Source organism: Cuneatibacter caecimuris (genome assembly GCF_004216775.1).
Classification (GTDB): Bacteria; Bacillota; Clostridia; order Lachnospirales; family Lachnospiraceae; genus Cuneatibacter; species Cuneatibacter caecimuris.
Genome location: NZ_SGXF01000003.1, coordinates 264517 through 279279, shown reverse-complemented (window position 1 = coordinate 279279; position 14763 = coordinate 264517). Strand labels below are relative to the sequence as shown.

The following is a 14763-nucleotide window of genomic DNA, read 5'->3' as shown; positions in this document are numbered from 1 at the left end:
GAATGCAGTTTCCTATGCAATAAAAAAAGCCCGGCAAAAAATACTGAAAAATGTATTTTCCGCCAAGGCTTCAATGTTTTTCACTTTTTGCTTCCAAAATCCCTGTGTTCAGAAATCCCGACTGGAATACGATTTTTTTGATATTTTATAAGAAGTAAATAGGAGAACTGCCGACAGCAAAATAAATCCTCCGCTGACAGCCAGCAAATTTTTATAAGCATATTCCATCAGGTTAAAAGACAGCAATTCATTCCCCGGAAGGTTTGAAACTACCGCGTATCCTCCATATAAAAGAGAAATAAATACCAGAGGCAGTATAAAACCCCAGAATTTCCCTTTGCTGTATCCCAGTTTGAACAGTATGGGAAACATGGCAAGATTTAAAAAAGCGATCAGCAGCAAACTCACCGCTACAATTGAGAAATACCAGGCCGTCGGGCCGTAATACTGGGAAGCCGCATAGGGGGTGATCAGCAGCATGACAGGGATGCCGGTCAAAATTCCAGCCAGCCCCATCGCTGTGGAAAAAATGAATCTTCCCATCACAATAGAGCTTCTTGGAATCGGAAGCGTCAGATACAGCCTGTTCAAATCTCCCTTTTCCTCCACTGCAAATACATTGATGGAAAAGAACAGAAACATCACCGCACTGGTGGGAATCACCAGCAGCGGATTATACATCCCTATTGCGGCGGCGAATACAGGCAGCAAAAAAATCCTAACCTGATAGCATTTCATTGCCCGCCAGTCCATCTCGATCTGCCTAATCATTTCTTCCTTCCTTTCTATTCATGTAAACCATAATATCCTCCAGTGTAACCGGTTCCGCAATAACGCCCTGAGGGAAACCGCCGAGTTCTTCCGTTTCTATCAGCCCTTCAAAGCCTTCCGGATGTTCCCGCAGCCCCAGAATCCTGTTCTGTTTCTGCACCGGCAGCTCCTCTTTTCCTCCCCGGATCAGGCAGTACTTCTCCAGCAATTCCTCCTTCGGGCCGCTGTACAGAATCCTGCCCCGGCAGATATAAGTGATATAGTCCGCAATTTTTTCCAGATCCCCGGTAATATGGGTGGAGAAAAAAATGCTTCTGCCCTCCTGTACCATATAATCACGAAAAATATCCAGCATCTCATCGCGCCCCGCCGGGTCCAGGCCGGAGGTGGGTTCGTCCAGAAGCAAAAGCTTCGCGTTGTGGGACAACGTGACCGCCATGCCCAGCTTTGTCTTCATCCCCCGGGACATTGTCTTGAACTTCTGCTTTGGGTCAAGAGAAAATCTGTGCAAATACTGGTGAAAAACATGAGTGTCCCATTGGGAATAAAAAGGCCCCACAGCCTTCTCCACATCCAGCGGCGTCCAGTCCTCCTGGTAATAGGGCTGTTCGAAAAGTACGCCGATCTCTTCTTTCAGAGCCACTTCCTCAGCCGGTTTCCCAAACAGCCGGAGATCCCCCCCGTCTTTTAGCGCCATGCCCAGCATCAATTTCAGCGTAGTAGTTTTACCCGCTCCGTTCTCCCCGATGAAACCGCTGACAAACCCGCTTGGCACGGAAAAACTGATATTATCTAAATGGAACTTTGGGAATCTCTTGGTTAAATTTCTGACTTCCGCTGCATTGTTCATTCGCCGTCCTCCTCTGCTGAATCCAGCAGTTCATGTATTGCCTCCATAGATAAACCAGCCAGTTTCCCATGCCGCACAGCATTTTTTAATGAAGCGTTTACTTCTTTGATATGCTGTTCTCTGATAAAACCAGTGTTTACTTTTTTTACATAAACTCCCTTCCCCGGCATGGTATGAACAAAACCTTCTAATTCTAAATCCCCATAGGCCCGGGTGGTGGTGATCAGACTGACTTTCAGATCCCGGGCCAGCTGCCGCAGGGATGGGAGGGGATCGTCTTCACACAGCTCTCCGGATAAAATTGAAGCCTTTATCTGATCCTTTATCTGCTCATAAATCGGTACACCGGATTGATATGAAAGAACAATTCTCATTTTTTCCTCCCATTGCCATAATATCATTCTGTACATATATAGTATATACAGTATAACGTGACCTTTTCCTTTTGTCAAGAACATTGGGGGTTCAGCTTTCAGAAAACCAGTCTATGGCGTTCTGGGCCCTCTGTCTCACATAACTGTCTTCATCCAGCGCCAAAGCATCCAGCACCGCCAGAGCATTTTCCGGCTTCCGCCGCAGCAGGATCTCCGCAATCTGCCAACGCGCCTCATGCTGCATATGGCTGACGCCTCTTTCAATGATTCTATGTACAAGCTCGTTGCTGGCATAGCTGACGATATCATCCAGAACAATTTCTGATTCATTGTCCAGCGCCATAACCGTTAACATATTGTCAAGGGTCTGGTCATCTTCCGGATCAAGCTTCAGTCAGTTTCCATTCAAACGTTTCCTTAAAATCCTCATAGCAATCTTCACATATCCATTTGTACCTGTCCAGAGTACAGTATCCCTTATGTAAATCGCCGTCATACACGCTGAATGTTTCCCAGCAGAATTCACAATGGTCATGGTCGTTGCCCGGGGTGGGAACATAGTCGCTCAGAAGCAAATCCACGCCCTTCATATACTTCATTTGATTTACTAATCTCCACTCGTCTTTCATGGTATTTACGGCCCCCTTTACGGCATGTAAATTTAAGAATGGTCATACTTTTATATCTTCGTTATATAAAAATAAGTCCCGGCTTCCGGGAAACTTTTCCATAAAATCCAATACAATTTCCTTTTTCTTGCTCACAATGAGAACGAGGCTGCTGTCCCAGCAGACAATCTCCAACGTCGCCAACGGGTTTTGCAAAGTTAATGGGGTTTTCCAAAGGTCTGGATTTTCATTGGCATAAGGCAGCGGATATTTCATAATCTCAGAATATGATACTTCAGGCTTAAACCCTGTAAATACTCCCCACATCCATTGCATTGACGAGTACTGGGTTATAAACTTTGTTAATTCATTCCCGGACATCCAGCAGAAATCATTCTGCAGCTCTGGAATTTTTTCATTTATAGCATTCGTTTCAATATCTGTAATCAGCCAATTGTACTCTAATTGTCTTCCCTTTAAAGATTGAACCACTTGAAACATGTCTGTAAAAAAGTCCATTCCTTCTTCTAATAAGATTGCACCGAACATTTTTCTCCTTTCCGGGAATGTTTGTCTCTTCCTCGTTAGGGCAACCCACTACGAATCAACATTTAAGCGAATATTCGTTTCACGATCCTGCAGCAATGAGCATATAAGGAAACAATATTTCCGCGTACAGGTAAAAAATATCCTTTATTGTCCGCATTATCTATCGCCACAAGCATCGCGGCAATACTTAAGTTGGGATCAATAATATTTTCATTTATAATACCCACTTTTCCAAATTCTTTAATCTTTTCTTTTTCATCCATACTTATCTGATCCAAATAAAGCAGTAAGATCAGGCAGTTATTCCTCTGCTTCTTCTCTATTCGGTCGAACTTCTCTAACTCCCCCTCAATCGTGCTTTCAAGGTCATTGCTGTCCGCCATACGGAAATAATATGTAACAGAGTCTTTCAGAAAAGAAAACTTCTTTATTTTATAGTATCCCTCTTCAAAAGTACATTCATTTGATTGCAGTTTTGCCTGTACTTCCTCTTTTTGCATGCAAAATAGTTCACATAATTGCATCTTTTCATATTTATCGTTCAATTTTTCTTCCTCATGCAGCATAACGGCAGGATAGCTCTTTATCATGAATATCAGACCAACCACAAGAAAGCTCAGGAATCCGGCAAGTGCCACATAATCCGTCCATACCAAGTCCAAATCTCCTGTTATTGCGCCAAATATTATAAACAAGAATGCACTCACTGATAATATGCATCCAAATATGAACTGTCTGACTCCTCTTCTAATAAAAGCTTCGTTATTCTCTTTCACCGCAGCTTCCTCCTGTTAACCTTACTATTTTTGTTTTTTATAATGTCTGACACTTACAATAGCTATTGTGATTCCAACCAGTATGAGTATTCCACTAAAAATTGTATTTCGAATAATTGGAAACTTTCCCGCATCAAATATCACTTTTTCCGTACCATCCTCTGATATTGCAATTAATCTTGTGTAATGACCCATTATCTGAGATTTTTATCAAATTTGACAGTGTACCCGCCGCACCTCATCTCCGTCCTTTCAAAAAGTTTTTTCCAATATAGATTATTTTCCGCATTTAATTCAATTTCTCCTGCCTCCAGGCACAGCCCGTTTCTATCATACATTTCTGCAGAATCTCCCCGGCAATTGGCAAGAATGATTCTGTCGCCATCCCACTCCAGAGCATAGGTTCCATAAATAGCAAATGAATAGCCATACTGGAATGCTCCCTCCAGATTATAAACTGCAATTTCTTTTCTGTCTGAACCATTCTCCAACCCAATCGCGATACTTCCCTGGGGATTGACGCTAAAACAGACAATTTGACTATTATCGCTGACATGATTAATCACTTTTAAATCTCTTGATTCAATAATATCTTTCTGGCTCTGGGAATCAATTGCTTGTGTAATAAATCCTGTTTTCATTGCAAACGATGGTACTGAAAAAGCGATTATACACACTAATACGAAAGGAAAAAATATTACTTTAAAACTGGGCATCATATTTTTTCTATCCTCCTGTTATCGTTCGTTTCGCTTTTAACATAAAAAAGACATAAAACAGTACTCAAAACTTCTTTTCATCCGTTTCAAATACACTATTTTATGCCTGATCTTCCAAGTCACTTTTCTGTCAACAGAGGAATCCCTCCATGGACTTCCTCCTCATTCTTCTTCGCGCTGTTTCGACAATTTCTGCAATTCACTCCGCAAAGAGGCCTGGCCCCCTGTGCACTTCACGTTCTTTCTCATCACTTAAGTTCAGACTAGCACAGCTTTCGCTGGATGTCAAGTTTTTTTGCTTTTTCTACTGAAAATCTTATGGTTCGACACTTTTCGACACAATTCAACACTCGAAGCATTCAAAAACCCGTTCCAAACTCAGCCCTCCTCTATTCGATCAAAATAATCCCATAAATGCTCATCCACAGTTGTCTGTCCCAGCCGTCCATGGTAAAATAAACCCAGCAACTGCCTGTCATTTTTTACAGAGAGGAATTGATTATGACTCCAGAATATCTGAAATCAAAAAAAATACTTTTAGTGGACGATGAAGCCCAGCTGCTGCAGATGCTGCAATCCATCCTCTCCCAGGAAGGATACTGTCAGCTGGCGGCAGCTTCCACCATGAAAGAGGGCCTTTTGCGGTGCAGGGAATGGAAACCTGACCTGGCCGTGCTGGATGTGATGCTCCCGGACGGGGATGGCTTTTCTCTGCTGGAACAGCTTCGGACGTTTTCCGATATCCCGGTTCTGTTCCTCACCGCCCGTGGAGAGGATGAAGACAAATTCAGGGGGCTGGGGCTGGGAGCGGACGACTATATGGTCAAGCCTTTCCTCCCCAGGGAGCTGCTCCTGCGCATTGGGGCGATTCTCCGGCGCTGCTACAAAGAAGAATCCCCCAGAATCCTTTTAGCAGACTGCCAGGTGGATCTGCAGCGCGCAGAAGTCCTCCGGGAAACTTCCGCGCTTCCTCTCACCGCCAAGGAATATGAGCTGATTTCCGCCCTGTACCGCAATGCGGGCAGGATCGTGACCATCGACATGCTGTGTGAAGCCCTCTGGGGAGAAAACCCCTATGGATATGAAAACTCTCTAATGGCCCATATCAGACGGCTGCGTGAAAAAATAGAAGCAAACCCTTCCAGGCCTGTTTCTCTGATCACAGTGAAAGGGCTGGGATATAAGCTGATGACCAGGGAGGGAAACTAGTGAAAAGTGTGCCGAAACTGATCCGCCGTTTTTCTGCGGTGCTTCTTTTCTCCTTGCTCTTGCTGCTGTTGATCAATATTCTCCTCCTGATCCTGATCACCTATCAGGAAGCAGGAAAAAGCGGCGCCTGGTCCGCCGCCTCCAGGACAGCGGACGGCCTGACCCGGCAGGAGGAGGGATATGTTCTGACCCAGGAAGCCTCCGATACCATAGAAGAATACCAGGCCTTTGCTCTGCTCATCGACCAGAGATCCCTGCAGGCCGTCTGGCACACCCAGAATCTCCCGGAAGAAATCCCCCTGTCCTATGATATTCAGGGGATTTCCTGGCTGACCAGGGGCTATCTGCAGGAATACCCCACCACGACAGCCAGCCACCCCGACGGGCTTCTGGTGATGGGCTATCCGAAAGACAGCTACTGGAAACTGGCTGACAACACCTTCAGCTACCAGCTGATCGCCGGATTTCCCCGCAACTTCCTGCTCTTTTTGGGCATCAATATACTCCTGGTTTTTGCCATCTATATGGCTGCGACCACCCGGCTGCTGCGCTCCGTACGCCCCATTGTCACCGGAGTGGAACAGCTTCCTGAAGAAAAGGACGTTCACGTCACGGAATCCGGCCTGTTGTCAGAAATCGCCCAGGCCATCAACCGCACCTCGGAAAAGCTCCAGCAGCAGGAATACGCCCTGAGGAAGCAGGAAACAGCCCGGGCCGGCTGGATCGCAGGCGTATCCCACGATATCCGGACGCCGCTGTCCATGGTGATGGGGTACGCCGGACAGCTGGAAGAGAGCCCGGAGATTTCCGAAGAAGACAGGAAGAAGGCCTCTGTCATCCGGCAGCAGAGCATGCGCATGAAAAACCTCATTAACGACCTGAATCTGGCTTCTAAGCTGGAATACAATATGCAGCCTTTAAATCTGCAACGTCTGGATCTGGTTCCTCTTGCGCGGCAGACTGCCGTGGATTTCCTGAATCTGGACGCAGAAGGCAGGTACCCCATTCAGTGGGAAACCCCGGACAGCCTCTCCTCCTGCCGGTTATGCGGGGACCTTTCCCTGCTGCGCCGGGCTGTTTCCAATCTGATCACAAACGCCCAGGTCCATAATCCTCAGGGCTGCAGCATTTATATCTCAGTACAGCAGGAAGATAGCAGTGGAAAAATCGTTGTGGAAGACAATGGCTGCGGTGTTGCGGACGAACAGCTGGAAGGCCTCAGGAACGCGCCCCACTATATGTTTTCGGACAGCAGCGACGGCAGCCCCAGGCACGGCCTGGGACTGATGATTGTGCGGCAGATCGCTAAGGTCCATGGAGGGACTCTGGTTCTGGATCACAGTGAAAAAGGAGGACTTCAGGCCACGATACAGCTCCCGCTCCTCACGGATGCCTGAGGCCTGAAAATCTTTTCGGCAAACCTCTCATTTTCACTTGACTTTCCTCTCGTCTTCTCCTAAGCTACCCTTAAAACCCCACTCATCATAAAAAGGAGCATGCAAATGGAATATACCCAGCTTTCCCTTTCTAATAAAAAAGCTTCCAGGTTTGTGTTCGGCACCGCAGCCCCCAGCATCCGGGGAAACGAGCCGGAAGCTGCCTGCGAATGCCTGGATCTGGCCCTGGAATACGGGTTTACAATCTTTGATTCCGCCCATTCCTACGGAAACGCAGAGAAAAATATGGGGCTCTGGATGCAGCGCCGGGGGTGCAGAGAGCAGGTAATTCTGCTGGATAAGGGCTGCAATCCGGGACAGGCAGGCTCAGAGGATAGCCTCTCCGCCTCCTGTATCCTTTCCCAGGTCAGGGAATCCCTGGACCGGCTTCAAACCGATTATCTGGATCTGTATCTGCTCCACCGGGACGATCCTTCTGTGCCTGTGGACGAAATCGTAGAAGTTTTGAACCAGCTGAAAGAGGAAGGCAAGATCCTTCGTTTCGGCGGTTCCAACTGGACCCAGGACCGCATCCGGCAGGCAAATGAATACGCCGCACGCCGCGGCCTGGAGGGGTTCACCGCAGTCAGCCCCTGCTTCAGCCTGGTTCCCCAGATCGGCGATCCCGCCTGCCGCAGCGTCTGCATCTCCGGCCCTGCGCATCAGAAAGAGCGGGATTGGTACGCCAGCCATAATATAGCGGTCTTTCCCTATTCCAGCCTGGCAAGAGGTTTCCTCTCCGGAAAATTCCGCACCTCCTCTCCTGGCCTGGCGGATCAGTACCTCTCCCCCACAACAGTACAGGAATACTGCTATCCCGAGAATTTCCGGCGGCTGAAGCAGGCGGAAAAACTGGCGGAGAAAAAAGGCGCTTCTGTTTCACAGATCAGCCTGGCCTGGATGCTGCGCCAGCCCTTGCCGGTATTTCCCATTATCAGCCCTTCTACAGAGGCCCATATCAAGGACAATCTGCAAGCTTTTTCCGTCAGCCTTACAGACGAAGACATGGATTTTCTGCAACAGGATGAGTAAATATTCAAAGGAGATTTGATCATGTTAAAAAAAGCGGACCGCATCTACTTCGGCGGCGACTATAACCCGGACCAATGGGATGAAGCGACCATCCTGGAAGATATGCGGCTTTTTGAAGAAGCAGGAATCAACCTGCTGACCCTGCCTGTCTTTTCCTGGGCAAAGCTGGAACCCGCGGAAGGGGAGTATCATTTTGAATGGCTGGACCGGATTCTGGACATCATCTGGTCCCACGGCATACGTGTCTGCCTGGCCACCCCCACCACGGCCCAGCCCGCATGGCTTTCCAGAAAATATCCGGAAGTGCTGCCCGTGGATATCGAAGGCAGAAGGCGCACTCACGGGATGCGGGTATTTTTCTGCGTCAACAGCCCCAAATACAGGGAACGGGCCGCCGCCATCGCGGAAGAAATGGCCAGGCGCTACGCCCGTCATCCGGCCCTTGCTGTCTGGCACGTTTCCAACGAATATGGAACTTATTGCTATTGCCCGGTCTGCCAGGACAAATTCCGGGGCTGGCTAAAAAAACGTTACGGCAGCATTGAGGAGCTGAACGCCCGCTGGCATACGGCTTTCTGGGGCCGCACCGTCTATGATTTCGACGAAATCATGCTGCCTACGGAGCTCAATGACGATTACCGCTTCCAGCCCAATGTGGAGCTGGATTATCTGCGGTTCATGACTGACTCCACCGCTGAATGTTTCCGAAACGAGGCGGATATTCTGAAGAAATACAACCCGGATATTCCGGTTTCCACCAACATCTCCGGGTTTATCAAAAAACTGGACCAGTTTGAAATGCTCAAACACATGGATGTGGCCGGCTGGGACAATTATCCCTGGCCCACAGATCCCCCCGATCTGGTGGCGTTCAAACATGATATCATGCGGGGGCTCAAAGGCGGGCAGTCCTACATGATGACAGAACAGTCCCCCAACCAGCAGAACTGGCAGCCCTACAACAAACTGAAGCGCCCCGGCGAAGTACGCAAGATCAGCTATCAGGCGATCGCCCACGGAGCCGATACTTGCCTGTTTTTCCAGATGCGCCAGTCCATCGCCGGGCAGGAAAAATTCCACGGCGCCGTGATCAGCCATGCAGGCCATGGCAGCACCCGGGTCTTCCGGGAAGTCAAACGCCTGGGCGCAGAGCTGAAAAAGCTGGGAAGCGACCTGATCGAAGGAAGGATCTCCTCCCGGGTGGGAATTCTCTTCGACTGGAACAACTGGTGGGCCCTGGAGCTGGCCAGCGGGCCCAGCAAAGATATGGACTATCTGAAAACTGTATCAAAATACTACAGGGCGTTTTATGAAAAAAATATCCCTGTGGATATTCTTTCTGTGGACAGTGACCTGGATTCCTACGATCTGATCCTGGCCCCGGAACTGTATATGACAAAAGAAGGCGTGGCAGAACGGATCACGGAATTTGTCCGGAAAGGCGGGACTTTCGCGGCCACTGTTATGAGCGGCCTGGTGGATGAAAATGACCGCTGCGTATTCGGGGAATATCCCGGCAAATTAAAGGAAGTCCTGGGAATCTGGGTGGAGGAGACGGACGCCCTGCGCCCGGAAGAATTCAATTACATGCTGACGGACGCCAGGGCAGGCCTGCCCGCATCCCGTTACCGCTGCGGCTTTCTCTGCGATATCGTCCATCCCAGGAAAGCAGAGACCATGGCGGTATATGAATCCGATTTTTACCGCGGAGTTCCCTGCCTGACCAGAAACAGCTTTGGAAAGGGAACCGCCTGGTATATCGGCACAGAGCCGGAGGACGCTTTTTTGTCCGATTTCTTCGGCTCTGTCTGCAGCAGTCTCGGCATACGGCCGCTCTATCCTGCTGCCGCTGGGGTGGAACTCACCAACAGGGTCTCCGGCCAGGCCAGCGTTGTATTCGCCCTGAATCATAATGTCTCAGAAGCCTGGGTGGATTTCGGTTCCGACCAGCTGACTGATTATCAGTCGGGAAAGACTTTTACCGGCATGGTGAAGCTGGCTCCCTGGGACGTATTGGTATTGAAAAAGAAGGAGAGAAATTAATGAAAAAAAAGATTCTGTTTCCGCAGATCAGCGGAATGATTCACGGCGGGGATTATAACCCCGACCAATGGCTGGACCGCCCGGATATACTGGAAGAGGACCTGCGGCTGATGAAGAAAGCCGGGGTCAACTGTGTCTCCCTGGGGATATTTGCCTGGTCCGCATACGAACCGGCTGAAGGGGAATTTCATTTCCGGTGGCTCACGGATATCATGGACCGCCTGTATGACAACGGCATCTATACTGTGCTGGCCACACCCAGCGGAGCCCGTCCCGCCTGGCTGGACGCTGCTTACCCGGAGGCCATGCGGGTGGCGGAAAACGGGCTCAGGGACCGCCACGGCCTGCGCCATAATCACTGCATGAGTTCGCCGGCCTACAGAGAAAAAGTAAAGATTATGGATACCAGGCTGGCAGAGGCCGCGGGCCGCCACCCCGGTGTCATCCTGTGGCATATTTCCAATGAATTCGGCGGAGAGTGCTATTGCCCCCTGTGCCAGAATAAATTCCGGGAATATCTGAAAAACCGTTTTCACAACAATATAGAAGAACTGAACCGCCAGTGGTGGACCTCCTTCTGGAGCCACACCTATACCGATTTCAGCCAGATTGAACCGCCCTTTTCCAATGGGGAACGCTCTGTCCCCGGCCTTCTGCTGGAATGGAGGCGTTTTACCACCTGGAACACCACAGACTTCATGCAGCAGGAAATTGATGCGGTCCGCAGAATCACGCCGGATATCCCGGTGACCACGAATCTGATGGAATTATATGAGGGCCTGGATTATCACGAGTTTTCCAAGCCTCTGGACCTGGTGTCCTGGGATTCCTATCCCAGATATCACAATGATCAGGAAACCCTGGAACAGACCGCCGCCAGAACTGCTTTCCAGCATGCTTCCATACGCGGCCTGAAGCAGGAGCAGCCCTTTCTGCTGATGGAGAGCACGCCCAGCCAGGTCAACTGGCAGCCTTTCAACAAATTAAAACGGCCCGGGGTACATAAGCTCTCCTGCCTGCAGGCTGTGGCCTGCGGTTCCGACTCCGTCCAGTATTTCCAGTGGCGCAAAGGCCGCGGCGGCGCGGAGCAGTTCCACGGCGCGGTGATGGACCACCTGGGCACGGACAACACGCGCACCTTCCGTGAAGTGGCGGAGGTCGGCAGGCTGCTGCAGAAGCTGGCTCCTGTCACCGGAAGCCCGGTAAAAGCACAAGCCGCCATACTCTATGACTGTGACAACCGCTGGGCGATAAAAGACATGCAGGGTCTGTCCCAATCCGGCAAACAATACGAAGAAACCTTATATCTCCAGTATCAGAGTTTGATGCAACTGGGGGTGGAGACTGATGTGATCTCTTCTTTAGAAGATTTCTCCGGCTACCGCCTGCTGGCAGCCCCTATGCTCTATCTGCTCCATGAGGGGGTTGCCGAACGCCTGATCAAATTTGTGGAGCAGGGAGGCCAGCTGATCGCCACCTACCTCACCGGTTATGTCAATGAGCATACGCTGTGTTATCTGGGAGGTTTTCCCGGCGGCGGCCTGCGTCGGCTTTTCGGCCTTTACAGCGAGGAAATCGATACGCTCTACCCCACGGATACAAACAGCGCCCGTTTTGCAGACGGCGACTGCTCTGTGATCCATGACTTTGCGGAAATCCTGAAACTGGAGGGCGCGGAGGTTCTGGCCGAATACACGGATGATTTTTATGCCGGAAGCCCCGCGGCTGCTAAAAACAAGTTTGGAAGCGGCACAGCCTGGTACGTCGGCGCACGGCTGGCTCAGGCGGGAATGGAAAAGATATACCGCATGGCTCTGGAAGACGCAGGCATAGAAATTCCCGCCCTGCCCCGCCATGTGGAAATGCACCGGCGGTCGGACGGGAAACATAATTTTGTCTTTTATTTTAATTACGGAAGCCAGAACGCAGTGATCGAACACTGCTTGGGGACAGATCTGCTGACTGACCGTAAGATAAACGGCACATTGGTTCTCCCGCCCATGGAATGTGCTGCAGTGATGCAGCCCCTCCGCTGACGCCAGGCTATACAAAGGGGAAATCCACCTGTATCCTGGTCCCCTTGCCCGGCTCGCTGTCCAGGCGCAGCCGGGCATTGTGGATCATTGCACCATGTTTCACGATGGACAGGCCCAGCCCTGTGCCGCCCATCTCCCGGGAATGGCTCTTATCCACTCTGTAAAACCGTTCAAACACCCGCTCCTGGTCCTCAAAGGGGATGCCGATTCCGGTATCCTCCACCACCAGACGGGCGCCCTTTCCGATCCTGCGCACCTGAATCAGGACGCTGCCCCCCTGTTTATTGTACTTTACCGCATTATCGCAGAGATTATAGATCATCTCTTCCAGAACACGGGGGATTCCCCTGACCGTCACAGGCTCTGTCTCCAGCTTTATGGATATCTCTCTTTTCTGTGCCGAGGCAGACAGCGGCTCCGCCACCTGAGCGGCCAGAGCCGCCAGATCCAAGATCTCCATTTCCTGCCCGGCCCCTCCGGCGTCCAGCCTGGAAAGCTCGATCACATCCCCCACCAGCGCCATCAGCCTCCTGGCTTCATGGTAAATCCGCTCCGCCATTTCCCCCATATCCTCCGCCGGAACAAGGCCTTCCTTCATCATTTCCGCATACCCGGAAATCGAAGTCAGAGGGGTCTTTAGTTCATGGGAAACATTGGCCGTAAATTCCCGGCGCAGAGAATCCCACCGCTCTTTTTCCGTGACATCCAGAACCAGCAGCAACATCCCTACGATCTCATCATTGCGGCTGACCGGATTGGCGATCAATTGATACACGTGGCCGTCCAGTTCCAGATTCTCTTCACAGTGCTGCCCCTTCTGGGCTTTCTCCACCGCGTCCCGCAGCGCCTGGCTCCTGTTCCATACAAAAACACTCTGGCGTTTCCCCGTGTATTCCATGCCTAAAATTTCCCTGGCGCTCCTGTTATATGAAATGATCTCCGCCGCAGGTGAAAGCACCAGCAGTCCTTCGCTCATATTGTCCGTGATCTCTGAAAACTCCTGCTGTCTCTGTTTCAATTCCTCCATCTGTTCCCGGATCAGCCGGTTCTGGCGCGCAATCCGCTGTAAAAGCGGGTCCAGCTCGGGATAGGTCTGAGCCATATCCGGATGCTCCGGATCAATATCATTAATCGGCCGCACAATACTTTTCGCCAGACGGGCTGCCAGTATTCCGGAACCCACCAGCACAAGAAACGCCACCACAGCTACCGGAGAGAGCATGCCCATAATGATGGAGAAAATGCTGAAATCAGTCCGGGACACGCGCAGCACCGTGCCGTCGTTCAAGCGGACCGCATAATTGTAGGTTTCCTTTGCCAGAGTAGAAGAATACCTGCTGCTCTCTCCGGTTCCGTTTTCCAGAGCCAGACGGATTTCCTGCCGGGTCCCGTGATTCTCCATTTCCCCCACATCCGCCTGATTGTCAAACAGCACCGCGCCGTCACCGGCAACCCAGGTGATCCTGGTATTCCCTTTTCCCGCGATATTCAGATAATTCAAGCCGTCCGCTTCCACACCGGCCGCCAGATATGCGGCTTCATCGTGAAGCTCTCTGCGCTGTTCACCTGTAAAGTACTGATACAGGACTGCTGTTGTCAGGATCAGCACAGCCGCCAGCGCCGCGAAGGAAGTAGCAAAAACAGCCTTGAAAATCCTTCTGGTCATCTGTCCCCTCCGATCTTATAGCCCACGCCCCGCACCGTCTCTATATAAGCGCCGCACTCCCCCAGCTTTTGTCTGAGGGTACGGATATGAACATCCACCGTCCTGCTCTCCCCATCAAAGCTGTATCCCCACACCTGGTTCAGCAGCTGGTCTCTGGTCAGAACCATCCCCGCGTGCTCCAGCAGAAGGCATAACAAATCAAATTCTTTTAATGTGAGCGTCACCGGCTTTTCCCTCACCAGGGCCTGGTGCTGCCCCCGGCTCACCCGGAGCTCCCTGTATCTCAGTTCCGCAGACCCAGGCTCCTGCTTTTTTCCGCCTCCGGCCCGCCTCATCAGGGCCTTGACTCTGGCCACCAGCTCCATTACGCCAAAAGGTTTCGTCATATAGTCATCCGCGCCCGCATCCAACCCGATCACCTTATCATACTCCGCGCTTTTTGCTGTCAGCATCATCACCGGCAATTCTTTTGTCTCCTGCGCAAGCCTGAGCTTCTGCAGGATCTGCAGACCATCCTCTTCCGGCAGCATAATATCCAGCAGGACCATATCCGGAATCTCCTGTTCCATCGCCTGCCAGAATTCCGCCGGACGCCCGAACCCTTTGGCCGGCAGGCCCGAATGGCTCAGCGCATATACCACCATTTCCCTGATACTCAGATCATCTTCCACCAGATATATCATTGAACTCTCCT

16 protein-coding genes are annotated in these 14763 nt (G+C 50.7%); 5 read left to right on the top strand and 11 right to left on the bottom strand.

The window, feature by feature from the left end; all coding sequences use genetic code 11:
- Nucleotides 1–108: 108 nt before the first annotated feature.
- The 9 genes from EV209_RS09555 to EV209_RS09520 all read right to left on the bottom strand — a co-directional run bounded on the left by EV209_RS09555 (nt 109) and on the right by EV209_RS09520 (nt 4569).
- The gene (locus EV209_RS09555; protein ID WP_130435228.1) at nt 109–771 is read right to left on the bottom strand and encodes an ABC-2 transporter permease; all 663 of its coding nucleotides are present in this window, start codon (nt 769–771) and stop codon (nt 109–111) included.
- The gene (locus tag EV209_RS09550) at nt 764–1621 is read right to left on the bottom strand and encodes an ABC transporter ATP-binding protein (RefSeq protein ID WP_130435227.1); all 858 of its coding nucleotides are present in this window, start codon (nt 1619–1621) and stop codon (nt 764–766) included. Before EV209_RS09550 ends, EV209_RS09555 begins: the two co-directional genes overlap by 8 nt.
- The gene (locus EV209_RS09545) at nt 1618–1995 is read right to left on the bottom strand and encodes a GntR family transcriptional regulator (protein WP_130435226.1); all 378 of its coding nucleotides are present in this window, start codon (nt 1993–1995) and stop codon (nt 1618–1620) included. Before EV209_RS09545 ends, EV209_RS09550 begins: the two co-directional genes overlap by 4 nt.
- Before the next feature lie 91 nt (nt 1996–2086).
- A complete protein-coding gene (locus EV209_RS09540) occupies nt 2087–2350 on the bottom strand; it encodes a hypothetical protein (RefSeq protein WP_130435225.1) in 264 nt (87 codons plus the stop codon).
- Between the two features lie 28 nt (nt 2351–2378).
- Nucleotides 2379–2624 (bottom strand): hypothetical protein, encoded by a 246-nt coding sequence (locus tag EV209_RS09535; protein WP_130435224.1) that lies wholly within the window; start codon nt 2622–2624, stop codon nt 2379–2381.
- 42 nt (nt 2625–2666) lie between these two features.
- Complete coding sequence (locus EV209_RS09530; RefSeq protein WP_130435223.1) at nt 2667–3152, bottom strand: hypothetical protein; 486 nt, start codon at nt 3150–3152, stop codon at nt 2667–2669.
- A 62-nt stretch (nt 3153–3214) separates the two neighbouring features.
- A complete protein-coding gene (locus tag EV209_RS09525; RefSeq protein WP_130435222.1) occupies nt 3215–3928 on the bottom strand; it encodes a hypothetical protein in 714 nt (237 codons plus the stop codon).
- Nucleotides 3929–3952: 24 nt separating this feature from the next.
- The gene (locus EV209_RS16350; protein WP_165388887.1) at nt 3953–4123 is read right to left on the bottom strand and encodes a hypothetical protein; all 171 of its coding nucleotides are present in this window, start codon (nt 4121–4123) and stop codon (nt 3953–3955) included.
- Nucleotides 4123–4569: a hypothetical protein gene (locus EV209_RS09520; RefSeq protein WP_165388886.1), complete on the bottom strand. Its 447-nt coding sequence runs from the start codon at nt 4567–4569 to the stop codon at nt 4123–4125. Before EV209_RS09520 ends, EV209_RS16350 begins: the two co-directional genes overlap by 1 nt.
- Before the next feature lie 579 nt (nt 4570–5148).
- Between EV209_RS09520 and EV209_RS09515 the strand changes: the two genes are divergently transcribed.
- From EV209_RS09515 to EV209_RS09495, 5 genes are all read left to right on the top strand, one after another.
- Nucleotides 5149–5856: a response regulator transcription factor gene (locus EV209_RS09515; RefSeq protein WP_130435220.1), complete on the top strand. Its 708-nt coding sequence runs from the start codon at nt 5149–5151 to the stop codon at nt 5854–5856.
- Complete coding sequence (locus EV209_RS09510; RefSeq protein ID WP_130435219.1) at nt 5856–7253, top strand: sensor histidine kinase; 1398 nt, start codon at nt 5856–5858, stop codon at nt 7251–7253. Before EV209_RS09515 ends, EV209_RS09510 begins: the two co-directional genes overlap by 1 nt.
- Nucleotides 7254–7358: 105 nt before the next feature.
- Nucleotides 7359–8324 carry an aldo/keto reductase gene (locus EV209_RS09505; protein WP_165388885.1) on the top strand — a complete coding sequence of 322 codons (966 nt, stop codon included), beginning with the start codon at nt 7359–7361 and terminating at the stop codon, nt 8322–8324.
- Between the two features lie 21 nt (nt 8325–8345).
- Nucleotides 8346–10367 (top strand): beta-galactosidase, encoded by a 2022-nt coding sequence (locus EV209_RS09500; RefSeq protein ID WP_130435217.1) that lies wholly within the window; start codon nt 8346–8348, stop codon nt 10365–10367.
- A complete protein-coding gene (locus tag EV209_RS09495; protein ID WP_130435216.1) occupies nt 10367–12403 on the top strand; it encodes a beta-galactosidase in 2037 nt (678 codons plus the stop codon). The genes EV209_RS09500 and EV209_RS09495 overlap by 1 nt, the downstream gene beginning before the upstream one ends.
- A gap of 7 nt (nt 12404–12410) precedes the next feature.
- On the opposite strand, the gene EV209_RS09490 is transcribed toward EV209_RS09495, so the two are convergent.
- Complete coding sequence (locus EV209_RS09490) at nt 12411–14069, bottom strand: sensor histidine kinase (protein ID WP_130435215.1); 1659 nt, start codon at nt 14067–14069, stop codon at nt 12411–12413.
- A complete protein-coding gene (locus EV209_RS09485; RefSeq protein WP_130435214.1) occupies nt 14066–14752 on the bottom strand; it encodes a response regulator transcription factor in 687 nt (228 codons plus the stop codon). The genes EV209_RS09490 and EV209_RS09485 overlap by 4 nt, the downstream gene beginning before the upstream one ends.
- Nucleotides 14753–14763 lie beyond the last annotated feature (11 nt).